The organism is Stieleria maiorica (assembly GCF_008035925.1).
GTDB classification, from domain to species: Bacteria; Planctomycetota; Planctomycetia; order Pirellulales; family Pirellulaceae; genus Stieleria; species Stieleria maiorica.
Window position 1 is genome coordinate 5,760,456 of record NZ_CP036264.1, and the last position, 26,611, is coordinate 5,787,066.

The following is a 26,611-nucleotide window of genomic DNA, read 5'->3' on the forward strand; positions in this document are numbered from 1 at the left end:
AACGTAGCTACGCTCGCCAGAGCGTGGAACACTAGGGGGATCCACCTTCTGGCGAAGGTAGCTACGTCAAACCTCGTTCCCAGGCTCTGCCTGGGAACGGGATTCCTGAAGGCTCCGCCTTGGCTGTTCTGGTTTCGTGAGGCGGAGCCTCACGTGATTTGCGTTCCCAGGCGGAGCCTGGGAACGAGTGCGATTACATGATTTGCGTTCCCAGGTGGAGCCTGGGAACGAGTGCGATTACATCGGCGGCGGTGGTGGGGGCGGGGCTTGCGAGACGAACAAGCCCGACAAGGCCGGCACGCTCGCCGCAGCGGCCCAGGCGTCCATCCCGGCGGTCCAAACCATCGTGTCTTTGGTGACTTCGCCGCTGGCGATGCCGCTGGACAGCTGCGCCATCGAGAACGGGCCCTTGGTTTGACCTCCGACCGCAACGTGCCAGGCGGCCGGTGGCGGGGGCGGTGCGGCGGCGGGGCCGGTTGCCGGAGCGGCTCCCATCGCGCCGCCCATCATGCGGCCGGCCATCGCCATTCCCATGCCCAATCCCAACCCCTCGGCGGCACCACCGCCGGACGGGTTCTTGGCCGCCTCCGTCATCGCATTGCCCATCTGGTACTGCTGGTACTTACTCATGTCACCGATCACGCCCATGCTGGTCCGCGTGTCGAGCGCCTTTTCGACCGCTTCGGGCAGCGAAATGTTGACGACGAACAACTGTGGGCAATCCAACCCGTACTCGTCATCGATCTGTTCGACCACCCGGGCCCGAATCGTGTCGCCAAGTTCCTGGTAGCGCGACGCCAAATCGAGTGCGGGGATCTGCAAGTCCGCCAGGGCTTGCGTGAAGGCCGACGTGATCATCGAACGCATCAAGTCGGTGATCTCATCGGATTGAAAATTGTCGTCCGTCCCGACAATCTCCCTCAGCAACGCCTTCGGCTCGACCGCCTGCAAGGCATAGGTTCCGAACGCGCGAATGCGGATCGGCCCGAATTCCGGATCCCGCAGCATCACCGGATTCGGCGTGCCCCACTTCAGGTCGGTGATCTGTCGCGTGCTGACAAAGTAGACTTCGGCTTTAAAGGGGCTTTCAAAGCCGTATTTCCAACCCTGCAACGTCGACAGGATCGGCATGTTGTTGGTTTCCAGTTCATAGTGCCCTGGACCGTAGGTGTCGGCGATCTCTCCGCCGCTGACCAAGATCGCCATCTGGCCGGGCCGGACGATCAACTGCGCGCCGTTTTTGATTTCGTTGTTGTACCTGGGAAACCGCCAAACCAATGTGTGATTGGAATCATCGATCCATTCGATGATGTCGATCAGTTCGTGGCGCAACCTGTCAAACAATCCCATAGCTAGTCCTGAACGCGAAAAGAAAGTCGAGGCGAACCGTTTCACACCGCCAAAACTGCCCCGAAGGACCGGCCGGAAACGGCCGCCGCCGGGGCGCTGAAAACGACAAGCGCCGTTAATCTAGCAAAATGCTCACTGCGATGCACGCCAGCCGCTGGCGTTTGGCCTTGAAGGGCTGGCGTTTAGCCTTGAAGAACTGACCAGCGTAGGGCGTTCGCTTTTCTGATGGACGATGTTTCTGATATACGATGGCCCTTCCTGGTCGTCGCCCGTGGGGCTCTGCGCGACGACCTAGAAAGGACGTCGTACACCTCCAGTCGCTGCGATCACGGCGACGGCGGGCGGCTAAAGCCTGTACACCAACGCTTGGACCAATGCGACCGATAGGACCTATAGGTCTTATCGGTCGCATTCGTCCTATTTCCTAGCCACTACTCCGCCGATCGACCGGCCGGCCGCGATCTTCCGAAAGTCACCGCGGCGGCGTACATTCTCCCAAATCTCGCACCTGCTCTCTAACCACCCCGCGCCCATGGCCGACGACACTCCCGACCTCTTCTCGCCGTCAAAGAAACTATTTTTGCTGGACGGGATGGCGTTGACGTACCGAGCCCATTTCGCGCTGATCCGCAGTCCCCGATTCACCTCCGGGGGCCAGTGCACGTCCGCCGTGTTCGGGATGCTCAATGCGATCACCGACATCCTGACCAGAGAAGAACCGACGCATATCGCTTGCGCGTTCGACACCTCCGAGCCGACTCAACGACACCTTGATTTCCCGGAGTACAAAGCCCAGCGTGACGCGATGCCCGAGGATTTGGCCAGCCAACTCCCCTGGATCGACAAGCTGTTTGATGCACTGAACATCAAAACCATCCGCATGCCAGGGTACGAAGCCGACGACATTATCGGCACCCTCGCCCATCAGGCGGCCGCGGAAGGCTTCGAGACTTGGATGGTCACTCCCGACAAAGACTATCACCAGCTGGTCACCGACCAGATCCACGTCTACAAACCGGGACGCAAGGGTGGAGAGTCGGAAATCCTGGGCGTCAAGGACGTCTGCCAGCAATGGGAAATCGAGCGTGTCGATCAGGTCATCGACGTCCTGGGACTGATGGGCGATTCGAGCGACAATATCCCCGGCGTCCCCGGCATCGGCCCCAAGACCGCCAAGAAACTGATCGCCCAATTCGGCAGCGTTGAAGGCCTGTTGGAAAACGTCGACAAGCTGAAAGGGAAACAAAAGGAACGTGTCCAGGAGAACGCCGGTCAGGCCATGCTGTCCAAGCGTCTGGTCACGATACAGTTGGATGTCCCCACGGAAATCGACATTCCCTCGCTGGCCCGTCAAAACCGTGACGACAAGAAGCTCCGCGAACTGTTGACCGAACTGGAATTCGAAACCATCGGAAAACGGATCTTCGGGAAATCCTTCTCCGTTGCGTCGGCGCGTTCGGCCGTCGTTCGAGAAAAACGCGAAGAACAAATTCAACAATCGCTTTTCGAAGAACCGTCCGATGAGACAACGATTGACGAAGTCGAGCACACCTACCACACGGTGACGACCAAACAAGACCGCGCGAAGCTGATCGAACAAATCAGACGCGTTAAATCGTTCTGTTTCGACACCGAGACGACGGGACTGGATCCGCGCACGGCCACACCTCTGGGGATCGCGATCAGCATCAACAAACACGAAGCCTACTACGTCGTCTGCCCGAGCGATCCGGAGGAGCGTCAATCGATGCTGGCCGAATTCGTCGAACTGCTGAACGACGAATCGATCGTCAAAATCGGACACAACCTCAAGTATGACATCTCGCTGCTGAAGTGGAACGGGATCGAAGTCCGCGCGCCGCTGGTCGACACGATGCTGGTCCACACGATGACCGAACCGGAGATGCGTCACGGATTGGATTCGCTGTCCGAGCTGTACCTGAACTACAAGCCGATCCCGACATCAGCATTGATCGGCCCCAAAGGCGACGAGCAAAAGAACATGGCGGATGTCCCGCTGGAAAAGTTGGCCGAGTACGCCTGCGAAGACGCCGATGTCACGCTGCAAATCGCCAACATCCTGCGGCCGATGATGATCGAGCGCGGCGTCCAGCAAGTCTGCGAGGAAGTTGAATGCCCACTGGTGCCCGTGCTGGTCGACATGGAATACAACGGCATCACGCTGGACACTGAGTCGTTGGCAAAGTACGCCGAGGTGCTGCAGAGTGAGATCGACGACCTGCAGGCAAGAATCTTCTCCGCCGCAGGACACGAATTTAACGTCGACTCGCCCAAGCAGTTGGGCGTCGTCTTGTTCGAAGAATTGAAACTGGAAGAGAAGCCTAAAAAGACCGCGACCGGACAGTATTCCACTCGCGAAGCCGAACTGGAACGCCTGTCCGGGAAACACGAGATCATTCGCGACGTTTTGGACTATCGAAACGCGCGGAAGTTGAAGTCGACCTACGTGGATCAGTTGCCAGCAGCGGTCAATCCGGAAACCGGACGGCTGCACACGCATTACAGCCAAACGTGGACCGCCACCGGACGCATGCAGTCCAACGATCCGAACCTGCAAACGATCCCCGTGCGCAAGGAACGCGGCCGAGAGATACGCGCCGCGTTTGTCCCCCGCGACGAAGACCATCTGATCCTGTCGGCCGACTACTCCCAGATCGAACTGAGGATCATGGCGGAACTTAGTGGTGATGAATCGATGATCGCGGCCTTCGTCGACGGCGAAGACATCCATACGGTAACGGCATCCAAGGTTTACAAGGTGGAACTGGATGAAGTCACTCGCGAAATGCGGGCCAAAGCGAAAACGGTGAACTTCGGCATCATCTATGGCATCAGCGCATTCGGCCTGCAACAGCGGCTGAACATCCCCCGGGCCGAAGCGAGCGAGTTGATCAACAACTACTTCGAAAAATACCCCGGCGTCCAGCGCTACATCGACGAAACCATTGCCTTCGCCAAAGAACACGGTTACGTGGTGACCAAGACCGGGCGCAGACGCTACGTCCGCGACATCACCAGCAAGTCACGCGGCACCGCCGCGGCGGCAGAACGGTTGGCGATGAACAGCCCGATCCAAGGCACCGCGGCCGACATGCTGAAACTGGCCATGGTCAAAGTCCACCGGGCGCTCCGCGAAGGCGGGTTCAAGACCAAGATGCTGCTGACGGTGCACGACGAACTGGTGTTCGATCTCTGGAAAGCGGAGCAGGAGCAAGTGCTGCCGGTGATCGAACAGGCGATGAAAACCGCACTACCGATGACCGTCCCGATCGTCGTCGAAATGGGTACCGGAACGAACTGGTTGGAAGCGCATTGATCGCCTCACAAAACCTCACCCGCCGGCTCCACTGAGGCGCCCCCCAAACAGGACGGCAACGGACGCCCCTCAATGCAGTCCACAGGTGCCGTCGATTGATCCAGCGCAGACCAGGAGGGCTCCAGGGCACCCGATCTTGACTGCGGAAAAATTCTCTGAGTTGGTACGGTTATTGCCTCTCGCTCCCGCTTGTTCAGGAAGAGCGTTCGGATCCCGATTCGATCACCGCTCGCGCCTCAAGAATCCACCTCCACGACCATCATCAAGCCAGGATCAGAATGCATCTCCTGTCCCCGAAAACTTTCGGCTGTGCGGTTGCCGCAGTCGTCCTTTCGCTCGCTCTATCTTCCCATTCGCTTTTTGCCGGCCTGATCACGACCAGAATTGATCTGAGCGGCGAAGATCCACAGGAATTGGTTGTCGGCCAGACGTTGGACGTGACGGTGACATTGGACGGTATCGAACCATCGACTCCGGCGCTCTGGTTGAATTCCGTACAACTGTCAGACACTTTTGGTGCACCGATCAACTTTTCTTTTGGGGGCCCGGGTCTGCAGTTGTCCGGTGGGCTTGCCGGCTTCGTGTCGCCCGCCGCAAATCTGAAGGCTCTCGGCTTCGACGGTTCCACGCTATCGCTCATCGGTCTTGGGCTCTTCCAACCTCAATTCAGTTTCCAGACGCAAGTCATTGCCGAAGGCGCAGGTTTCATCCACCTAAGTGGCGCGGTGCTGCCGTTGGTTCCGTTCGGTTCGAACGCCATCAACGCCGGGTCGGCGACTCTAGTCACCTTTGCCACTTCAGGCAGCGGTTCAACCACCCCTAACCCGCCATCGGCGCCCCTGCCGACCGCCGCGGCGCCCGAACCGAGTTCGTTTGCAATTTTTGCGGCCATGAGCTTCGCAGTCGCCTGCCGTCGTCGTCGCGACAGTCGTTCGGCGTCATGAAAGGCAGCGTTGCAGATAGGATCGTGACCGATTGATCTCCGCCGTCACCGCATCAGTCGTTTCCAGGATCGGGATCCCGCGTGGCACCGGATGCATGAAAATCTCCGTCCATCCATCGAATCCGATTTCGGCGAGCGTCTTGACGATCGGGCCGAAGTCCAACTCGCCGCGACCGGGCATCTGCAACAATTCCTGCTCTTTGGGAAGTTTCGTTTTGCACCCCATGCCGTGTTGCCAGGCATAGAACACGGCCACCGAATCGCCCAGGTCCCGTAGCAATCGGCAGAGCAAGTCGTTGTCTTGCGGCAAATGGTACGGTGCAAACGCGACGGCGATGGCGTCCGCCGGGGCCAGGTCCACCAGGTAGCGCAGCGAATCGGCGTCGTGGATCAAGTTGTTTTCGTGATTTTCGATCGCGATCGTGACGCCGTTGTCACGTGCCAGGTTGATCGTCGGCGTCAGCTTCTTTAGAAACGCGGCGATCGCGTCCTTCAGCTCCGCGCCCTTCAAATTCCTCGGCCCCGAACCGCCGGTCACGATCAGCTTGCAACCCAATCGGGACGCCAGCCGAATTTCATCATCGATCCCGAACGGCCCTAACTTGTACTGCGTGATGCAGGAGAACTCCACGTCATGCTCTCGCAACATCGCTGCGAATCGCTCTTCCCCCAAAGCATCCAATTGCTCGCGTTGGTCGCCATGCACCTTGGGCCAAATATCGATCCCCGTTGCCCCGATCTTTTTGGCCTCCGGCAGAATCTCTGCCAGCGGGGTGTAGCCGTACATGCACGAGGCGAGTGCGTAACGAAACCGAAAGGAAGACGGAGCGGCTTGCAAGGCACGGGCAAATGACACCGACGCAGATGCGGCGAGCGTCAGGGCGGAACGGCGATTAAGATTCACGAGAAAGAACCTGCGGGGGGGAATTTGGTGGGAAAAGTCGGTGGCGAAGCGACGGATTCTAGCTCAATGGCGGGTGCCATGCGGAGAACCGGAGCAGCGACGACCTGGGCCCGAAAAACGATTCCCACGGATGGCAGCGCGAACCCACGGATTTTCTACCGCCTGTCATCCGTGGGGACGCCTTGCCATCCGTGGTCCAACTCCCGCCCCCAACAGACGCGGACGACGATTCTGGCTATACTGCACCGCCTTCCACTTACACCGCACCGTCATTGCGATCCCGCCCATGCACGCTCGCCCTTGCGTCCAAACCGCCTGTTTGTTGCTGATTTTGTCGACGTCCCACGCCGCGTCTCCTTGGCCCCAATTTCGTGGCCCCGCCGGTGACGGCATCGTGCTGGACCAAAACGCACCGCTGAAGTTCGGCGAAAAAGAAAACTTGGTTTGGAAATCGGAGCTTCCCGGTAAAGCCTGGTCGTCGCCGGTGATCGCCGATGGTTTGGTCTGGGCGACGACGGCGATCGAAGTGTTCCCAAACGAAGAGGAGCGTCTGGATTTGCTCCGCGCTGCGGGAATCGAAGAAAAGAAATTCAAACAGCTCGCGGTGGCCAAGGCCATTCAGCTGAAATTGTTCGCGCTGGATCTACAGTCGGGCCGACAGTTGGCCGGAATCGACCTGACCGAGATCGCGACACCCGACCCGATCCACTCCCTGAACAGCTACGCCTCGCCCACGCCGGTGATCGATGGCGACCAGATCTACTGCCACTTCGGAACCTACGGCACGTTCTGCGTGAACCGCACGAGCCGCGAGATCCTCTGGCAGCGTCGCTTGCCCCTGGATCACTCCGTGGGCCCAGGCAGTTCTCCGCTGATCGATGGCGACCGATTGATCCTGATCCAGGACGGCACCGAACGCCAGTACGTCACGGCGCTCGATAAAAACAGCGGCGAAACGATCTGGGAGACCGACCGGCCGGAGATGGATGCCCCGACCGGCGACCAAAAGAAAGCCTACTGCACGCCGATCAAAATTACCGATCGGCTGGGACGCGAACAATTGATCTGCATGGGATCGCAGTGGATGGTCGCCTACGAACCGGCCACGGGCAATGAGATTTGGAAGGTGCGTCACGGCAAAGGATTCTCCGTTGTCCCACGCCCCGTGTATTCCGACGGTGTCGTCTATTTTTCGACCGGATTCGGAAAACCGCAACTCTGGGCGGTCAAGGTTGATGGGTCGGGTGATGTCACCAACACGCATGTCCAGTGGACCGTGATGAAAGGCATTCCGGCAAAACCCTCGCCGATCCTTCACAACGGATTGATCTACGTGATGGAAGACAACGGGATCGCCAGTTGCTTTGAAGCCGAAAGCGGTGACGAAGTCTGGAAAAAGCGAATCGGTGGCAAGTACAGCGCCTCACCGCTGTTGGTCGGCGACCGGATTTACCTGGGATCGCACGAAGGAACGGTGACGGTGATCAGCACCGGTCGCGACAGCGAGGTGCTTGCCGAAAACCAACTGGACGGACAGATCATGGCCAGCCCCGCCGTCGTCGACGACTCGTTGATTCTGCGAACCGCCGACGCGATCTATCGGTTCAAGTAACCACAGCATGACACGTCGTTACTATGCTCCTGATCTGCCGACCGCTGGCGGAACCGTCTCACTGAGTGACGAAGAAGCGAGCCACGCGGCGCGCGTGATGCGTGCCAAGGCCGGCGATACGATCACCCTGTTCGATGGTCGCGGACACGAATCCCAAGCCAGCATCACCGCGATCGACAAACGCAACTGTGTCGTCGAAGCCGGATCGGCCGTGGCGGTCGATCGCGAACCGAGTTGTCGCATGCATTTCGGCATTGCGCTGCCCAAACCCGAACGCACCAAGGAGCTGATCGAACGCTTGACCGAACTCGGCGTCCATCGCGTCACGCCCCTGGTTTGCAACCGGACCCAACGTCCGCCGACCGAGTCGCTGCTGGCCAAATTACGTCGCATCGTGATCGAATCGAGCAAGCAATGCGAGCGGAATGTGCTGATGTCGATCGATGCCCCGATGCCCATCGACGTGTTTCTGGCCGAACCCCACGAAGGCGCCTGCTGGATCGCACACCCCGATGGCCGGCCGATCCGAACAGTCGCGGCCGAATGCCAGGACGCGACCGCCGCCACGGTTTTGGTCGGTCCCGAAGGCGGATTCAGCGACCAGGAAGTCCGCTCGGCGATCGAGTCGGGTTTTGAACAAGTCGGCTTGGGCGCACGCATCTACCGCGTCGAAACCGCCGCCTGTGTCCTGGCAGCGCACTTGGCGGGATAACGGCAGCACGCCCATGACAGCGTGTCATCCTCCCGGCATCATTCTGCCCCGAATCATTCTGCGATCGAATCATTCTGCCATCGTTTTGCCCCCATCGTTTTGCCCGTCCAAGCCACCAGATGGCGAGGTTCCTGCCGTGACCGGGGCCGCTCGCTTACGCGTCCCTCTGGCATTGCAGCTTTTTGTAGGCTTGGGCGAGTGCGTCGTCGTCGCCGACGTTGCCGGGGAACACCACGTACGGCAAGTCGGGTCGTCGGCTTTCCGGCCCCAGACTCCAAACCGGGATGCCCGGCAGGATCTGCCCCAACACCATCGCTCGCTTCACGTCCAACCCTTGGGTCGCGACATCACTGGACGTGATGCCCCCTTTGGCGATCAAGAAACGCAACGGAACTTCGATCGCGCGAACGACATCGACGACCGCCTTGGAAACCGCAGTGCCGATTCGCAAACTCGATTCGCCGTCCGATCCGGTGACCAATCCGCGCGAGGTGTGCAGCACGACATCCTGCCCCTGGGCGAGCAGCGCGTTGACGCGACCGGCGACCTCCGCCAAATGCTCGGCGGCTTGTTCGGACAGCAACCGCCCGACGTCCAGCACCACCGCTTGCGGCGGATCATCGGCGGCCAGCAAACGGTTCAACTGCACCGTTGTTTTCGGGACATACGATCCGACGACGATCAATCCGGCATTGTTTTCCGATGCGATCATCTGTTCGCCGCGAAGCAATGGCATTTCATCCAGCCCGGCATAGGCCTGGACAAAACTCGCCGCGGTGCGATAGACCAGCTCGGCACCCGAGCGTTCCGCTTTCCGCGCCGCCAACGCAAATGCGCGGGCATCGGTGATCGCGACGGCGTTGACGATCAAGACGCTGCCCGGCGGTAGTGCAGCGATCCGCGCGGCCACGACATCCGGGTCACCGCAGCGAAGATCGTCGATCGAGATCGAATGCAATGCAGAGCGATCAACCGCCCCGCCAGACTTCTCGATCACCCAGTCGCACAAGTTGGAACGAGAGAATCCGAATGTCGCGTCTTTGGCAAACGGTGTTTCCGCCGCCGGCACCAACGCATCGCCTTCAGCCACATAGTGCGTGTCGCCGATCGTTAAACGACCGCCCTGCAGAAAAAACGGCATGATGACGTGGATCGCATCGGGATGCCCCAGCGACTCGGCGACCGCGTTGACTTCGGCGGGGTAATGCCCCCGTAGCGTTGAATCGCTGCGGCTGATCACGCTGACATCGCGACCGGTGACGGCGGACGCTTCACGCAGATTGCGGCCGAGCGTGCGAGCCAAGTCCACGGCGTCACGCTCGGGCAGCGCTCGGGAGTTGGTCAAAATGTAAAACATCGCGTCGTCGCGACCAAGCTGGTCGACCAAGGCGTCCACGCCCCAGGTGGTCAACACCGGCGTTTGATAAACCGTTTGCGTCCCGGTCGGATCGTCGTCCAACACGACCACACACTTGCCGGATTCCCGGACGCTCTCACGCAACGCGGGCAACAGATCCTTGCTGCGTTGTGGCGGCAGCCCTTTCAATACATCACTCACCAGTCAGCTCCAACAATCGCGAACGCACGGCAGGGCGCCCCGTCGCCGCCGGCAATTTTCAACGGCATCGCTCCGAAGATGCACTTCGGCCCGTCAATCTGATCGAGCCCCGTCAGCCCCTCCACGATGATGATCCCGGCACCGAGCAAAATCTGGTGAATCTCCGTGACGGCGGTCAAGTCGTTGACATCGGCCACCGACGGCGGCTCGACACCGACCATCCGGACCTGGCGCTGGACCATCCAGCGCGCCAATTCGGGGCTGATCGGCGGGAAGTGGTCGCGGTAGTGGTCGGCATCGCCGACATGGCGGCTCCACAGCGTCCGCAGCAATACCCCGTCACCGGGCCGGATCTGATCGACCAAGGGCCCCAGATGCGCGAGCGTGATCGGCGTTTGGTCGGCCAAATTGTCAAGCGCGACGACCCATGCGTTGCCGATGCAGTCGGCGATCGGAATCTGATCGATCGTCTGCTCGCCCGCCTCGAAGTGATACGGCGAATCCATGTGGGTGCCGCAGTGCGAATACAAATGCAACGTCCGCGCGTTCCAACCGTCTCGCGCGACGGTGTACTTCGTTTCGTAATCGACGCCGCGCATGCCTTTTTCCAATCGCAGCGTCAGGTCCAGAACTCTCATGGCGACGGCGACTCCCACATCATCGTTTCGGCGCTGCGGTACATCGCTTCCTGGACCGCGATACTCCGCAAGTAACTCGCGCCGTCAGTTTCAAAGGCGTCACCGGATCGCAATCCGCGAACAAAATGCAGCTGGGTCTGATGCACACAGTCACCGGCGAACCCGTGCCGGCTGGGCTGATAGGCGTGTGGCGTTTCAGGCTGCCCCAATTCCTGGACCGTAATCCGCGCGTCATCGTACAACCGGATGGTCCCGCCGTCGCATTCGACCAGCAGGTCCCCGAACGTGTAACGTGGATTTTCCGCCGTCGACTCGTTGAACCGATTGGCGTCATAGACCCCGACGCCGCTATGACGGAACTGAAAGATGCCGATCGCGGTGTCTTCGCCGGCGATCACGGGGTTCAGTTTTCGGTGCATGCACCACACCCGATCGATTTCGCCGGCCAGATAGCGAAACGTATCGATCGTGTGAATGCCGGCTTCGAAAATCAGAAACTGCTTCATCGTCTGGAAGTACGGCTGACGCGCCAGATAGGCATCGTCTCCCCAGCCATCGCCCATCCGATTGCGGTGCGTGATCGTGTGCACGTTCTGGCCCACAACGCCGCTGTCGAGCAGCGACTTAATCTCGCGGTACCATGGTTGGAAGCGAAAGTTCTCGTGCACCATGAACCGAACGCCGGCCCTGTCAGCGATGTCGACAATCTGCCGCGCCTCGGCGACGGTCGGCGCCAGCGGCTTTTGGCAAATGATCGCGACACCGGCGCGGGCACAATCATCGACAAGCGTGAAATGCGTGTCCGGCCGTGTCACGATGTCCACGAAATCGGGACGAACCTGCTCCAGCATCGCCGCATGATCGGTGTAGATCCCTTCGACGCCATAGGTTTTTGCCGCCCGCTCGGCGGCGGCAGGATTGGAATCACAGACCGCGACCAAGTCGACACCGGGAATCCGTTTCCAGGAATCAAAATGGAATTGGCTGAAATAACCGGCGCCGACCACCGCGCCACGCAACTTCGGTCCGTCAATTTGGCTCATCAGGCCTCCAACTCCTCGGCGATGCTTCGATCCGGTTGAATGCGAAACCACAAAAAGATCGCCAACAGGTTCAATCCCGCCGCGACATAGAAAAACGGCTGGTGCGATCCCAAGGCGTCCTTCAGGTAGGGAAACGACAACGCGGTGAAGAACGCGCCCAGGTTGCCGACCATGTTCATCGCCCCGGAAACCGCCCCTGCGCTGCCGCGGCCGATGTCCATGCAGGTGGACCAACTGGGGCTGAGGATCATGTCGCTGCCGAAGATGGCGATGCACATGCACACGACCGCCCAAAACGGCGTCGTCATGTTCACGCACAGGCTCATCCCGATCGCCCCGAGTAAAAATCCGATCGCCGCTGGCAAGCGACGCGAAAGCCGCCACCGCCCCTGGCTGTACAAACGATCGACCGTGAATCCGGCCAACCAATTCCCCAGCACGCCGCACAACAACGGCGACATCGCGTACCAACCGGCCTGCTCACTGGTCAATTGGTAGCTGTCCTTCAGGTAAGGGAAGAACCAGGTGACGGTAAAGAAAAACGTAAAATTGTGGGCGACGTACTGAACCATCAGCATCAACAGGTTCGGCGACCGCAACATGTCGGCAAATGTGATCGGGGCTTCGACCGCCGATTCGTCCGGGTTGGAGGAAGCGTCGGAAGCAGAAGCCCTGGGCCGACGGGCCTGGATGATGTGATCGCGTTCGGCCGCAGAGACCGCGAAGTGGTCCTCGGGACGGTCGCGAAACAGCGCGAACCACAACACGGCAAAGGCGATCCCGATCGCTCCGAAAAACCAAAACGTTTGCTGCCAACCGCCCAGCGCCCCGATCAACCAAACCACCCCCGGCATCGCCAGGGCAGCCCCCAAACGACCGCCGGAAAAGCTGATCGAGTTGGTGATCCCGCGTTCATTCATCGGCAGCCAATTGGTAAACGCCCGCGCCAACGTGGGGTATCCGCCGGCTTCGCCCAGCCCGAACAGGAAACGCAGACCGATCATCGCGTAGACGCCGCGGACGACCCCGGTCAATGCGGTGAACAAGGACCAGAACAGGCACACCACGGTCATCACAATGCGGGGACCGAAGCGATCGGCCAACTTGCCGCTGGGGACCTGGAAAAGCGCATAGCCGAGCGAAAACGCCGCCATCACCCAGCCCATCTGCTGGTCGGAAAACCCGAGGTCGCTGGCCATGTCATCCTTAGCGGCCGAGATGCAAGCGCGGTCCACCCACATCAGCACCGAGACAAGAAAGGCGCCAAGAATCAAAAACACACGGATCGGCATAAGGAGAGCAGCCTGGCAGAAGAGAAGCGGGAACGGCAAGAAGAGGCGAGATTGTAACGAACAATCCGAAGGCGTGGTTGCCCGCTAACCACCGAACAGGGCGGATCCCCACGGGCCGACGTCGTGCGGTTTTTAAACACGCGACGCCACGCCCCCTTCCAGTCCATTGGTGCCTACACAAATCGACCCGCAATTTAGGGCATAGCTCCCCTCTCCCTAGAACAGATCGCGTCAACAGAATTTGATCGCGGAAGGAAGATGACCGCGATCTGTTTTGGGGAGAGGGGTTGGGGTGAGGGGCCGCACACCCAACCAGTTTCCGTGGCGCTGACCCCCTCATACCCAGCCCTTCTCCCCCACAAAGCCGGGGAGAAGGGAGGCATTGCAAGTTGTATTGACATCAATGCTTGCAAAGTGGATTTCGTCTTAACTTGATGCCTATGCCCCTCGCTGCGCTCGCCCCTCCTGCCAGGAGGATGATCTCCAGAAACCACAGGACCTCCGGAACGTCGGTTGTATACGTAAGGCAACGACGTTCCTCGGGGCGATCGCGCGGGCTGACTGCGGGGGAGCCCACGTTGTTAGCTGGGGGGCGGGAGCCTCGAGACAAACGCGATCCCGCCCAATCCCCTCGCCCAATCCCCTCGCCGAATCACCCTCGCCGAATCACCCTCGCCGAATCACCCTTGCCGGAGTGAATCCTGGTGCGTGTTTTCGCCCCAGCGATGAATGGCGCGTCGCCCGTCGCGGATCCGAGTCGGCTCGGCCACGGGCGGCACATCCCCGGAGGCATCCACCGGAACAGGCGTGCCGGCGTCGGCCGCATCGGCCCGCTTCCGCTGCGGCCCGGGGCGACGACCACGGCGTCGCCCCTGCTGCTCGGGAATGAAGCGTGGGTTGGCCGGCCAGAGCAGTTTGCTGATGGACAGCTTATTGATACTCAGCCCACACGCCTGGGACTCCTCGGCGAGCGATTCGTGCAGCGACCGGGGAATCCGAATGGTGATCATCCGCTCGGGCTCGGCCGCGTCGGACTTCGACTGGTCCTGGCTGCGGATCGCGGCGAGCATTTCGTGCAAGGTGGCAAACTCGGGGCCAGCGGTGAAGCGACGGTACTCCTCTTGCTCGGGAAACAGCTGCATGACAACCCCGCCGACGCCCAGGATCTCACGGAAGAACACGACCCAACTGCCGGTCGCCGCGAAGGCTTCCTCCGCCAAAAGGAGGGTCTGGCGACAGCGGCCGTCGTAGTCGTCATCCAGATTCGGCTCGGGCAGCTTCAGCCGCGGCAATTCCCTCGCCTGATCAGGGCTGGGATCGCTCGCATATCGAAGCCCCTCCCCCGGGCCGTCCTGCTCCTTCGTGTCGACCTGCGGGTTGATTTCCTTCGAATTGGGCTGGCTCATCAGGCGTGATTCCTTTGCGAACGATCGTTGTCGTGAGACCGCTGACGGGCTCGAACGGGCCCGCCGCGGTTGACTGTGCCGATCCTGACGCCCGGTCAAACGCTCCGTCACAAAGGTTGCTGTCAAAACGATTTACGACAGCAAAGGCCACTTGCACACTTTTTCAGCAAGCCCGCCGCACCCGCGACCGCGGCGACCGCCCGCTTTTTACGCACGCCAATTCACACCATCACCCAAGTGTCCACGTCGATTCAGGGCTTGATTTTTGTCGGAATAACCGGCGAATCCGCGGGATCAGTTCGCGACGACGGGCACGCTTCGTTCGAGGCGATCAAAGCGGTCCGCCGAAGAGAAAAACGCTGCCGAGACGGACGGGCGATAGGGCAGCCAACACCGCCGGCCAATCGCCTCTCGCACCATCAAAACGACCATTCGGGGGATGCCTCTGCTGCGCATGGCGGGTCGGCGATCCGCCCGCAAAGCGGAACCCACAGGCGTTCCGCCGCAGCTCGGCTATCAGGTAGTGGACGAGGCGACGAGTCCATTCGAGGCGACGAGTCCATTCGGCACGACGAGTCCATTCGGGGCGACAAGTCCTTTCGAATTGCACACTGCCAGTACTCCTCGCGTCGTCCACGACCGCCCCCCCGAATTGCTAGCAACGGCGGCGGCACTCGCCTTGCTTCTCGCGGTCGAATTCCGCTATAGCCAAGCATCATTCAGTGAACGATCTTCCATCACCGCTCCGACCGCCCTCATCCCACGGACGCACCCATGCCAGGCAGGACGCCCGAACCGAAACGCACCGACGAGACCGCGCGCCCGAAACCCGCATTGACTGACCGCCGCGGACTGCTGCTGAGCGTTTCGACCTCGCTGCTACTTGGGGGCACGCTGACCGGGTGCACGTCCTTCCTAGGCCGCAACGCGTCCTCGGACGAAAACGGGGTCGCCAAACTTCTGGACGCCCCTGAACCCCCCGAACTGATCCGCGAAGCAGCCGCCCCTCGAGGCCTGAACGCGATCGAAATCACGGGCGTCGGACTGGCCAACTCGCTGCCCGGCACCGGCGGCCCGGCCGACCCGTCACCGTACCGCGATCAGCTGATCGAGGAGATGCGGAGGAATGACGTCAAAAATCCGAACGATATCCTGGAACAGGAATCCAACGCGATCGTCCGCGTGTACGCGACGATCCCCCCCGGTGCGAAGCGAGGCGACACCGTCGACTTGCGGATCGATTCACCGGCCGGCAGCAACGCGACCGACCTGCACGGGGGCTGGCTGTTGGACACCCGACTGCGGCTGCAACAGGTGCTGCAGGGGCGGGTGCGAAAGGGCGAAGTCCTGGCGATGGGGACCGGCTCCATCATGCCCCGCGCCGCATTTGAAGGCGACGCCGACACACGGATGAAGACCCAGGGGGTGGTCCTGGCCGGCGGCACGGTTCAAAAGACCCGCAACATGGGCCTGGTCCTGCGGCCCGAATTCCAACACGTCAAAGTTTCCAGCGAGATCGCCGCGGCGATCAATCGCCGGTTCTTTTTCTTTGACGGGACGACCCGCCGTGGCGTTGCCAAAGCCATCGAGGACGACTACATCGAACTGGAACTGCACCCGCGATACGAAGAGTCGCTGGGCCGCTACATCACCGTCGTCCGCTCCATCGCAATCAACGAGCGGCAAGGCAACAGCCAGCCGCGACTGCAAAAGCTGGCGTCGATGCTGGCCGATCCGGCGACGGCCGCCGACGCGGCGCTGCAATTGGAGGCACTCGGGGAGAGCGCGATCCCGACGCTGACGGCGGGACTGAACACCGACAACCAAGAGCTGCGTTTTTACGCCGCCGAAGCACTCGCCTACCTGGACCGCCGCGACGCAATCGCCCCGCTGGCCGCCGCAATCGCCGCCGAGCCGGCGTTCCGCCACCCTGCCCTGGCCGCCCTGAAAGGGCTTGAACATCCCGAAGTGGTCGACGCGCTGGTGAGTTTGTTCCAGCACTCCAGCATCGAGAGCCGCTACGGGGCCTTCGCGACACTGCGCGGGCGGAACGATTCGATCCTCGCCCTTTCACCTGAAAAACTGGGCACCGCGCTGCAGTACTACCAGATCGACTCAACCGCGCCGGCGGCGATCGTACTGTCGACCCGGGAAGTGCCAGAGGTCGTGGTTTTCGGAACCCCCGCCCCGGTCCGCATCCAAGGCGCGATCCTGGGACCCAACGCGCTGATCATCAAACCCGAATCGTCGGCCCCCGGCAAACTGCGGATCAGCCGTTTTCAGGTCGGCCAGGACGATCGGCGCACCACCGCACCGCCCACGATCGGCGGTCTGATCCGTGGCATCATCTCCATCGGCGGGGACTATGCCGACGTGGTCGAAGTGCTGCGTGAAGCAAAGTCCAAGGGGTACATCTCCGATCAACTGGCGATCGACCCGCTGCCCAAAGCCTTGCGAACCTACTATCGGGAAGACGAGTCTAGCGAGGACGAGTCCTAAGAGGCCCCAGACTCGCCAATCCGCGGGATAGGCTTCCAGGCTGCCAACGAGCGCGATAGGCTTCCGGGCTCACCAGATCAGCGACGCCGCGCTTGGAATCTAAGCCACGCCCGGCCCCGCTGGCAATGAACCTCCGGCCCCCACCACGACACGCCCCCATGATCGAACTCGGCGTCAACATTGACCACGTCGCCACCGTGCGACAGGCCCGCCGCACCTACGAACCCGACCCGGCGATCGCCGCCGCCCTGGCCGAACAAGGCGGCGCCGACGGCATCACCTTTCACCTACGCGAAGACCGTCGACACATCCAGGACCGCGACGTCGACGTGCTGATGCAGACCGTGACGGTCAAAACGAACCTGGAATTGGCCTGTGCCGAAGACGTCTTGGCGATCGCCCTTCGCGCCCGCCCCGACTGGGCGTTGCTGGTCCCCGAAAGCCGCCAGGAAGTGACCACCGAAGGCGGGTTGAACGTCGCCGGCGACGACGGCCGGATCGCCGCGGCGATCGAACGACTGAAAGATCAGGGCATCCTGACCAGCCTGTTCGTCGACCCGGACACCGATCAAGTCGCCGCGGCAGCCAAGCTGGGCGCCGACGCGGTTGAACTGCACACCGGCCCCTACGCACTGGCCAAGCGCGACGCCATCGACGTCGAACTCAAACGCCTGCAGACGGCCGGCCAGGTCGCCAACGAAGCCGGAATGCGACTGCACGCCGGCCACGGGCTGAATTACACCAACGTTCGCCCGGTCGCAAAGCTTCCGGGAATGATCGAGTTGAACATCGGCCATTCGATCGTCAGCCGCGCGGTGATGGTCGGCATGCGCGAAGCCGTCGCGGAGATGCGGCGGATCCTGGACGCCTGCTGCCCGTGAACTTGCCGGCGGTAGCGGAAGTCGCCAAGTCGTCCGGCGACTGTATTCCGCCGCAGCGCCACTTGCATACTTGCCAACGTGTTCGGAGAGTCGCCGTGTTCTCCGAACTCGGCGTCCAGAATGCGAAGCTTCGCCCCGCGCCGACCTCGGAGAGGACGGCGACTGTCCAGCCCAACCGATAATCAAGCTGCGGCGGTCACCCGGCAGGCAGCTTGCCCACCATTACCCGTCGGCGTATTCCGCACCGCGAGCGCTGCGCCCCTACTTGGCCGTCACGGCCTGGCGGACGGTGCGGTTGTTGACCTCGTCGGTCAGCCGGGCGATCGCCTGGGCGACGGGCATCGATCCGAGGTCCCCGTCGATTCGGTCACGGAGTGCGATCTGGCCGGTCTCGGCTTCCTTCGGGCCGACGACGGCCATGTAATTGACCAGGTCCAACTGGGCATTGCGGATCTTGGCTTGCACCTTTCCGCCGGTCGAATCGACCGTCACCTTCAACCCCGCTTCGTCCAGCTGCTTGGCAACCTGGACGGCGTAGTCGATCGACTTGTCACTCAGCGGCAAGACGCGGACCTGTTCGGGCGACAGCCACATCGGGAACGCGCCGGCGAAGTGCTCGATCAGCATGCCGGTAAACCGCTCCAAGGAACCAAAGGGCGCGCGGTGAATCATCACCGGTCGATGCGCCGCGTTGTCCTTGCCGTTGTACTCCAGCTTGAACCGCTCGGGCAGGTTGTAGTCCAGCTGGACGGTGCCCAGTTGCCAGGAACGTCCGATACAGTCGCGGACCATGAAGTCCGCCTTGGGGCCATAGAACGCCGCTTCGCCGGGCTCTTCGTTGAAGTCCATCCCGCTTTGTTCCAACACGCCACGCAGCGAGTTTTCGGCGGCGTCCCACTGCTGCTCGCTGCCGACATACTTGCTGCTGTCGGGATCGCGCAAGGAAAGCTGAACGCGGTAGTCATCCAAGCCGACCGATTGCAGCACGAACTTGGTCAATTCGATGGTCGCGCGAAATTCCTCTTCCACCTGATCCTGAGTGCAGAAGATATGCGCGTCGTCTTGGGTCAGCCCACGGACCCGCAACATCCCGTTCAACTCGCCGGTTTGTTCGTGTCGATAGACGGTGCCGAACTCGAACAACCGCAACGGCAACTGGCGATAGGAGCGGGATTGCGCCTTGAAGATTTGGCAGTGGTGGGGGCAGTTCATCGGCTTGAGCAGATATCGCTCGTTGACCAGTTGCCACTCGTGCAACACCTCGCGCTTTTGCTCGGCCGACATCGACGGCTTGTAATCGGGCAGCTGGACGCCCAGCACTTCGGCCGCCGCCATCAGTTTGTCTTCGCCGTCGCTATCGATGGTGCCGGCTTCCAAACGATTGCCCCAGGCATCCAACAGCGCGCCGACTTCGCTGCCAAACAGCGGCGCGAATTGGCTGTCGCGGTAATACGGAAAGTGCCCGCTGGTTTCGTACAATTCCACCCGACCGATATGCGGACTGTAGACCGGGTCATAGCCACGGCTGAGCAGTTCGCGGCGGAGGAAATCTTCCAAGGTGACACGCACACGAGCGCCCTTGGGCAACCACAAGCACAGGCCCTGGCCGACTTCGGGGTTGATCGCGAACAAGCCGTGCTGCTTGCCCAGCACCCGGTGATCCCGGCGTTTGGCTTCTTCGATCTGCTCCAGGTAGGCCTTAAGTTCCTTTTTGTCGAAGAAGGCGGTGCCGTAAAGTCGCTGCAGCGGGCGGTTGGAGGTGTCGCCTTTCCAGTGCGACCCGGCGACGCTCATCAATTTGATTGCCTTGATCTTGCCGGCATCGGGGATGTGGGGGCCACGGCACAAGTCGACGAATTCGCCTTGACGGTAGAAGCTGACGGTCGCCTGGTCGGCCAGCCCGGTATCGATGTGTTCGACCTTCAGATCCTGGTCCAGGTCATCGCACAGCTTTCTCGCTTCGGCGCGATCGAGCACGAACCGCTCGAACGGCTCCTTCTGTTTGATGATCGCCTTCATTTCGGCTTCGATCTTGGGAAAATCGTCCTCGCTGATCGGGACGTCCAAATCAAAGTCGTAATAGAAGCCGCCTTCGGTGGTCGGACCGAAGGCCAGCGAGACGCCCTTGTAGAGCCGCATCACGGCGCGGGCCATGACGTGGGCGGCCGAGTGACGCAGCACATCGAGCGCGTCGCCGTCGCGGCTGGTCAACAGCCGCAGCGACAGCGGCCCATCGGCGTCCAACTCGCCCAGCGGACGGTCGGCATCGACGATGCGCCCGTCGATTTCCGCTGCGATCACGCTGCGCGCCAACCCTTCGCTGATCCCGGTTGCGATGTCCATCGCCGTGGTATGGCCGGGATGCTGATGGGTGGTCCCATCGGGCAATTTCACGGTCACCGGGGCCAGGGGGGCGGCATCAGAAGCGACCGATGCGGCGGAAACGGGGCCAGGAGTCGATTGGCTCATTGTGTTTCAATCAGAAAGATCGGGAATTCGGCGGCCCCTCCAAACGAAAGAGGATGGCCTGGCATCCAGCACCGCGGGCGTTCCTCATCTGGCGACTGGACGCTGGCAGCATACAGGGGAGGACAATCCAGGAAAATGGCAGGTTCGCAGCCGTCACAATCTGCTTCCTGCGGGAACCACGATGAATAGAACCAATAAGAAAAATGAGTTCCATAAGCCCGACACACCCTACAGGCCCCATGACGGGGCCGACACATGAATGGGCTTCCGACCGGCATCGCCGCCGCCGTGTTGAGTGGCATTTCAGGCGATTCACTTCGAGAAACCGACCGGTTTCCCACAGACCGGCGTGCGAAGCGACTCGCGTCCGCGGCGCGTTGATTGAATCCGACCCTACGTGGGATCAGCCGTTCCGCGCGAGCGTGCGGGCATTAAGCGGCGAAAGATCGCACCGGGGCCCGCAGGCTCGCGCCATACGGCTGATTAGACCAGTAGGCCGGTCCGCTTCGCGTTGATTCGAGAGCACCGCCTGGAAGGGCCACCAAGCGGGCGACCACAAACGCACCCGCTGAGCTCAAGATCGAGCAATAACCTAAGTGTCTACCTCAACAGCACCTCACTGGAGATCATTTCGTTATCGGAGAAAACCCCGTAATTTCATACCCCTATCCCGACTCAGACAGGGGAACAGGGGAACAGCATGCCATGGAACACGGCCGGGCATACTCTAGCCCCCAGCCACCCCCTCCCGGGAGCCGGCCTCAACCAGCCAGTACGTCATCAAAATCAAATGAGACTACGAGATGCAGACGACTCATTGGCTGGTCTCCAATACGTTCGCACCCCTTTGCCTTTTCATCTTCGCGACAGCAGACGCTTATTCTCAGGAAAATTCAAGTTTCGAGATTACCCGAGAAGTTGCGATCCAGCAGTTCAATGGAGGCCTCTATCACATGCTGGTCGACTTGGGTGAATTACCCGCGGGCGCGGATGGCAAAATCCACCTCGATTTGGTGAACAACTTCGACTTCGATTTTCCGGTGAACGACTTAACCGCGAGCTGTGGCTGCACCTCGGTTAGCTACAAAAAGGACTCCGTTGCCGCAGACTCAACAAGCCGCTTGGAGGTGATACTCAACACCCCGAAAGTACGTCGAAAACCCGAGCAGTCGTTTCAGATTCGCTTGGTGTCAGGAAGCGGTGCTCAAAAGGACATAACATTAGCGATTCGCTATCGCCTTTCAGGTCTTGCGGCATTCGGCCAAACGATAGCGTCGCATCAGATAAACACCAGTGCCGATCGACAACGCTTAACCCTACCCTTTGTATTAACCACTCCGAAATCTTCAAAGGACGTCTCCATCGCCCTGCCTCCAAACAGCGATGGAATCACCGCACGCCTAGCTCAGGGCACGCGATCCGATTGGCATGTAGTCGTTGACATTGATCCACTCTTCCTCCCAAAACAGGGTGTATTCACCACCATTACCGCCAGAGATCGACTGGGCGAGACAATCGATTCCATGACACTGTCGCTATTCCATATCGAAGATGTGGAACTCTCGCCTCGAACCTTTGTGTTTCGCGAGGCAAAGGGACGACTTTGGGCAGACGGCATTCTTTGCCTGAATGAAGAAACGGATCTCCCAGAGGACGACCGCGTCCCCAGTATTGATGCGATGCTAGGCGAAAGCAAGTTGGCCGTCAAATGCACCAGGATCGGCAAAGGCATCTATCGAGTCCACGTCTCAAGCACGATTGCCGATTTGGCGAATCGTCTTAAGAAGACAAATACGCCGCCTGATATTTCCTGGCACATCGTCACAGCCTCCCGCACGCTAGGCCTTTCGTCTCGAGCACACTTCTCTTCAACTGCTTCGCTTTCCCGAACCCCTTAAGGTGTGATACGTGCGTAGACATCTCCTCACATGCTTGTTGCTGACTTCCGTTGGTAGCATCACATCGAATTCCTTCGCAGACGAGTGCCTTTTTATTTACCGGCCAACTTGCGCCGAAATGGAAAGTGTGATAGGGATTCCTCATTCATTGTGCCAGGACACTCCTTGCGATGAGAACATGGGAGGAGAATGGGACTGCCCGTCGGGCGCGCTTTCATCGTTTTATGACCCAGCTACAAGGGTGGACTATGCGCTTTCTCCGCCGCCAGATGGTGAATGCGGAAAATACGACGATGAGCCGGACTGGAACTTTGAAACGACCTGCATCATGCTCACGGAGTGCAAAGACTGTGATCCGTACAACAAATGCAAATCCGACTTTTCGACATCTTACATGACCTATCCCATGCCCAATCTAAATTTAATAGGCGATGTCTGCGGAGACTGTGATTGATGCTAAACCGTGCCTTTACGTCATACTGCATGACTTTTCGTCCAACCGGGGTTTTCATACGTCTGTCAAGGACGGCGACCTTCCTCATGGCTGCCGCACTCTCGCTAAACGCGATTGCCCAAGAAAAAGAATCTGTCAGTGACGATGACGTGGACGAGGTAGCATCTATCTTTTCCGGCTACGCGTTGAATCTTCAGTCGCTTGAAAGCTATGACCTTCTAATCGAAATGGACAAGTCATGGGTGAGTGACCAAGCCCCGGTATCACAAACACTAACTTATGTCCGCTTGATGATTGATCGAGAGCGACAGCAATATTTGTCAGTGGAGCGTGCGACAACACAAGGTTGGGTTCGCCCCGGCAAGGAGGTTGAGACGCAACGATCTGACCGACTCGCCGGTGCGATCAGCCTTGACGGAGATGCCGCATTGCGGCTCCGCCCAGACCTTCGCTTCTCTAGCCTCAGCCTGGAACAGAGCTTTAGCAATATGCAAGACACGCCTGACATCCAGAATATTGGACTGTTTAGATTCCCTGCCGGGTTTCGCGCGCAGAAGGACGAAAAACGCTCTGCAGAGCGCAAGCGATTATTGGCAAACATCAACAAGATCGACCTTGGTGACCGGCAGTTTAAAGTGGAGTTTCAAGTCACCGATTCGAGACATCGTATTCTATTGTTTGACCGAACGAATATGGTACCTCGATCATCAACAGAATGGTTTACCCCACAAAGCGGTGAACCGGTCATTTCCTGGAAGGAATCTTATTTCTTTTCCCTTCATCAGGGGATTCGATTGCCGGACAAGATTGTTCAAGAGCGAATCCAGAGCAAAGAAATAAATTCTAAAAAGGTTTTCGGCACATCGATCCTTATCGCCGATTTTCATTGGCTCAGAGTCAACGAGACGCTCGACGACAAATACTTCACTAAAAAAACCCTCGGCGATGCAAATTTGCTTCTCAAGCTTAGTTCGCCAACCGAAGAAAGTGAGCAATCGAAAAGTCAACAATAATCATACAGGCGAAACCCCGGCATCCTGTACTGACATGCTAAGACGGGTGGGCTGTGACTTCCGTTGTGCGCCCTGAATCACGCAGATTGGCACTCATAGACAGGATTATCTATTGCCCAGAGGTTTTGCTTCTGCGCGAACAATGGCCAGTCGTCCGATCTTCGTCAGCAGTTCAAGGGAGCGACATCGCAAAAGAAGTGCGAGCGATCCGCAGACTTCGCTCAGCCGCTCTTAAGCTCGCGTGCCCTGATTTGATCAAGGACACAATGGACGAGGCTGAGTGATAGCGACTGTTTTTTTGGGCAATACCGCATCGTTAAATGTCGTTTCCTCTAAGGAGGGCACGTGAACTCGCGACGAACGGCGGATCATCGATTGACATCAGCCGGTTCGCGTAAGGGCGAGCGGCCTAAACATAGCGGTCCTGGCCCCTAGGGACCGTCCAGCGTCTGGCAAAGGCCAGACGCAATCAACCCAAATGGCCTGAACAATTGAGTTGAAACCGGTCGGTGGAAGGGGGCGACGTCCTTTCTGGGGCGTCGCTTAGAGCCCCACGGGCGATAGCCCTGAAACGCCACCCTACGCTGAGAAAAACGCCGCCCCAAACTGAGCCGTCGTTTACTTCACCCCGGCAGCGACGGACACACCCTTTCCGATCCGCTACGCTGCTGCGAGCGTCAGGTTGCCGCCTGTTCCGCGATCAAATTTCCGAACAAAACCACCTGACAGATTCCTCATGAATGACCAAGAGCGGTTGTCGAAGTTGAAGGAAGCGTTGGCATCGGTCCATGGTGTCGACGCTGCCACCTACGAACGATTGATGCGGCAGATTGGTCAATCGTCGCAACCGTTTGGCTACGATCCCGACGGAAAACTCCGCGTCGCCTTTTTTGACGCGAAGTCGTATGATCGCGCATCCTTCGACCAGACCGCCAGCGACCGAGTTGCCTGGCAGTACATCCCGGCGTCACTGACGAGGGACACGACCGGAGCAGCGGAAAACTGTAAAGTTGTCTGTATCTTCGTGAATGATTCCTGCGATGAGTCCGTCGTCGAGGCGTTGAAGTCACAAGGGGTTGAAATGATCGCCTTGCGTTGCGCCGGATTCAACAATGTCGACCTCGACGCCTGTCAGCGTCATTCAGTTAGCGTTACGCGGGTTCCGGCCTATTCCCCCTACGCCGTTGCCGAGCACTCCGTTGCTTTGATGTTGATGCTGAATCGAAAGTTGCATCAAGCCTACGTACGCAACCGTGCGGGTTACTTTTTATTGGACGGCTTGACCGGGTTTGACATGCGAGGAAAAGTGGTCGGCGTCGTGGGAACGGGTACGATCGGAAAGTGCCTGGCAGACATTCTGCTCGGTTTCGGTTGCCGAGTGATCGCCTATGACAAACACCCAAATCCGGATCTCGTGGACCGTTCAGGTGTCACCTACCACGACATGAAGAACCTGCTCGCCGAGTCCGATATCATCTCGCTACACGTGCCACTGGTGCCGGACACACGCTACCTGATTGATGACGAAGCGATTGCGAAAATGAAGTCCGGGGCAATGCTGATCAATACAAGCAGGGGCGGACTGGTCGATTCCAAGGCACTGATACGGGGGCTCAAGAGCGGGAAGATCGGCGCCGCCGGCCTGGATGTCTACGAAGAAGAGGCCGGGATCTTCTTTCACGATCGCTCGACCGAAATCTTGACCGATGACGTCCTCGCTCGCTTGATGACCTTCAGCAACGTTGTGATCACGTCACACCAAGCGTTTCTCACCCACGAGGCTCTCAGCGGGATCGCCTCGACGACGCTTTCGAACATTCACGAATTCTTGGATGGCCGACGAGGCGGTGAACTCACCAACTCCGTTTCGGCCACCTCCTAACACATCGAAACCAACCGCGGGATAGGCCGCCTGTGTTGCGTCCGAACCAACGCTGCGGTCCCTCAGGCAGCGGTCCGGTGGATCAAGCGGAAGTCACGGCAAAGCAAATACGAATGATGAAACAGCGAATCGAGCCCGGTCCCGGGCAAGAATCTGTCTGGGATTACCCTCGCCCGCCTCGAGTCGAAGCGTGCCAAAAGCATCTAACGATCATCGCGGGCGGCATCACGATTGGCGATACCAAGCGCTCCTTTCGTGTTTTGGAGACCAGTCATCCGCCGGTCTATTATTTGCCGCCGGACGACCTTCGCATGGATCTGCTGCGACCGGGCAGCACTGGATCGTTTTGCGAATGGAAAGGCCACGCCCATTACTTTTCACTGAACGGCAACGGGCGCGAAATCGAGAACGTCGCCTGGTGCTATCCGACGCCCAGCGAAACGTTCAGGGCGATTGCAGGCTACCTGGCATTTTATCCCGGCAAGATGGATGTTTGCCTGGTCGATGGCGAGCAGGTGCAGGCCCAGGCGGGAGACTTTTACGGCGGATGGATCACCAGCGACATCGTGGGCCCCTTCAAGGGCGGGCCGGGCTCGTTGGGCTGGTAGGCTGCGTTTGGCACGAGGCGCTGTCTGAAAAGCTGTGTCTGAAAGGTTGCCGCGAGCGTACGAGCCTGAACATCAAGTCTGCGCACCGAGGCCCGTAGGCTAGCGCCATACG

The 26,611-nt window shown here is 59.7% G+C and carries 18 protein-coding genes; 10 read left to right on the plus strand and 8 right to left on the minus strand.

Annotated elements, in window-relative coordinates; all coding sequences use genetic code 11:
• Positions 1 to 237: 237 nt before the first annotated feature.
• Positions 238 to 1,350, minus strand: a complete 1,113-nt coding sequence (locus Mal15_RS19625; RefSeq protein ID WP_147869319.1) for an SPFH domain-containing protein — start codon at positions 1,348 to 1,350, stop codon at positions 238 to 240.
• A 532-nt stretch (positions 1,351 to 1,882) separates the two neighbouring features.
• Between Mal15_RS19625 and polA the strand changes: the two genes are divergently transcribed.
• Positions 1,883 to 4,687, plus strand: coding sequence for a DNA polymerase I (polA, locus tag Mal15_RS19630; protein ID WP_147869320.1), 2,805 nt, complete (start codon positions 1,883 to 1,885; stop codon positions 4,685 to 4,687).
• Between the two features lie 278 nt (positions 4,688 to 4,965).
• The gene (locus tag Mal15_RS19635) at positions 4,966 to 5,631 is read left to right on the plus strand and encodes a hypothetical protein (RefSeq protein ID WP_147869321.1); all 666 of its coding nucleotides are present in this window, start codon (positions 4,966 to 4,968) and stop codon (positions 5,629 to 5,631) included.
• Here Mal15_RS19635 and Mal15_RS19640 read toward each other — a convergent pair.
• Positions 5,626 to 6,534: a sugar phosphate isomerase/epimerase family protein gene (locus Mal15_RS19640; protein WP_199773692.1), complete on the minus strand. Its 909-nt coding sequence runs from the start codon at positions 6,532 to 6,534 to the stop codon at positions 5,626 to 5,628. The two genes, Mal15_RS19635 and Mal15_RS19640, sit on opposite strands and share 6 nt — an antisense overlap.
• Before the next feature lie 286 nt (positions 6,535 to 6,820).
• Between Mal15_RS19640 and Mal15_RS19645 the strand changes: the two genes are divergently transcribed.
• Both Mal15_RS19645 and Mal15_RS19650 read left to right on the plus strand, forming a co-directional pair.
• Positions 6,821 to 8,146, plus strand: coding sequence for an outer membrane protein assembly factor BamB family protein (locus tag Mal15_RS19645; protein WP_199773693.1), 1,326 nt, complete (start codon positions 6,821 to 6,823; stop codon positions 8,144 to 8,146).
• A 7-nt stretch (positions 8,147 to 8,153) separates the two neighbouring features.
• Complete coding sequence (locus tag Mal15_RS19650) at positions 8,154 to 8,858, plus strand: RsmE family RNA methyltransferase (protein WP_147869324.1); 705 nt, start codon at positions 8,154 to 8,156, stop codon at positions 8,856 to 8,858.
• A 154-nt stretch (positions 8,859 to 9,012) separates the two neighbouring features.
• Here Mal15_RS19650 and Mal15_RS19655 read toward each other — a convergent pair whose 3' ends face one another.
• The 5 genes from Mal15_RS19655 to Mal15_RS19675 all read right to left on the minus strand — a co-directional run bounded on the left by Mal15_RS19655 (position 9,013) and on the right by Mal15_RS19675 (position 14,795).
• Positions 9,013 to 10,416, minus strand: coding sequence for a four-carbon acid sugar kinase family protein (locus Mal15_RS19655; RefSeq protein WP_233902899.1), 1,404 nt, complete (start codon positions 10,414 to 10,416; stop codon positions 9,013 to 9,015).
• Positions 10,413 to 11,054, minus strand: a complete 642-nt coding sequence (locus Mal15_RS19660; RefSeq protein ID WP_147869326.1) for a cyclase family protein — start codon at positions 11,052 to 11,054, stop codon at positions 10,413 to 10,415. Before Mal15_RS19660 ends, Mal15_RS19655 begins: the two co-directional genes overlap by 4 nt.
• The gene (locus tag Mal15_RS19665) at positions 11,051 to 12,100 is read right to left on the minus strand and encodes a Gfo/Idh/MocA family protein (RefSeq protein ID WP_147872236.1); all 1,050 of its coding nucleotides are present in this window, start codon (positions 12,098 to 12,100) and stop codon (positions 11,051 to 11,053) included. The genes Mal15_RS19660 and Mal15_RS19665 overlap by 4 nt, the downstream gene beginning before the upstream one ends.
• Positions 12,097 to 13,377, minus strand: a complete 1,281-nt coding sequence (locus Mal15_RS19670) for an MFS transporter (protein WP_233902900.1) — start codon at positions 13,375 to 13,377, stop codon at positions 12,097 to 12,099. The genes Mal15_RS19665 and Mal15_RS19670 overlap by 4 nt, the downstream gene beginning before the upstream one ends.
• Before the next feature lie 692 nt (positions 13,378 to 14,069).
• A complete protein-coding gene (locus tag Mal15_RS19675) occupies positions 14,070 to 14,795 on the minus strand; it encodes a hypothetical protein (protein WP_147869328.1) in 726 nt (241 codons plus the stop codon).
• Between the two features lie 774 nt (positions 14,796 to 15,569).
• On the opposite strand from Mal15_RS19675, the gene Mal15_RS19680 reads away from it, so the two are divergent.
• Together Mal15_RS19680 and Mal15_RS19685 are read left to right on the plus strand one after the other, a co-directional pair.
• Positions 15,570 to 17,294, plus strand: a complete 1,725-nt coding sequence (locus Mal15_RS19680; RefSeq protein ID WP_147869329.1) for a HEAT repeat domain-containing protein — start codon at positions 15,570 to 15,572, stop codon at positions 17,292 to 17,294.
• Positions 17,295 to 17,452: 158 nt separating this feature from the next.
• On the plus strand, positions 17,453 to 18,175 hold the full coding sequence (locus tag Mal15_RS19685) for a pyridoxine 5'-phosphate synthase (RefSeq protein ID WP_147869330.1): 723 nt from the start codon (positions 17,453 to 17,455) through the stop codon (positions 18,173 to 18,175).
• A 261-nt stretch (positions 18,176 to 18,436) separates the two neighbouring features.
• On the opposite strand, the gene thrS is transcribed toward Mal15_RS19685, so the two are convergent.
• A complete protein-coding gene (gene thrS / locus Mal15_RS19690) occupies positions 18,437 to 20,644 on the minus strand; it encodes a threonine--tRNA ligase (RefSeq protein ID WP_147869331.1) in 2,208 nt (735 codons plus the stop codon).
• Positions 20,645 to 21,447: 803 nt separating this feature from the next.
• Between thrS and Mal15_RS19695 the strand changes: the two genes are divergently transcribed.
• The 4 genes from Mal15_RS19695 to Mal15_RS19710 all read left to right on the plus strand — a co-directional run bounded on the left by Mal15_RS19695 (position 21,448) and on the right by Mal15_RS19710 (position 26,499).
• Positions 21,448 to 22,542 (plus strand): DUF1573 domain-containing protein, encoded by a 1,095-nt coding sequence (locus Mal15_RS19695; RefSeq protein ID WP_147869332.1) that lies wholly within the window; start codon positions 21,448 to 21,450, stop codon positions 22,540 to 22,542.
• A 540-nt stretch (positions 22,543 to 23,082) separates the two neighbouring features.
• A complete protein-coding gene (locus tag Mal15_RS19700) occupies positions 23,083 to 24,009 on the plus strand; it encodes a hypothetical protein (protein WP_147869333.1) in 927 nt (308 codons plus the stop codon).
• A gap of 736 nt (positions 24,010 to 24,745) precedes the next feature.
• Complete coding sequence (locus Mal15_RS19705) at positions 24,746 to 25,891, plus strand: 2-hydroxyacid dehydrogenase (RefSeq protein WP_233902901.1); 1,146 nt, start codon at positions 24,746 to 24,748, stop codon at positions 25,889 to 25,891.
• 113 nt (positions 25,892 to 26,004) lie between these two features.
• Positions 26,005 to 26,499, plus strand: a complete 495-nt coding sequence (locus Mal15_RS19710) for a DUF427 domain-containing protein (protein WP_147869334.1) — start codon at positions 26,005 to 26,007, stop codon at positions 26,497 to 26,499.
• Positions 26,500 to 26,611 lie beyond the last annotated feature (112 nt).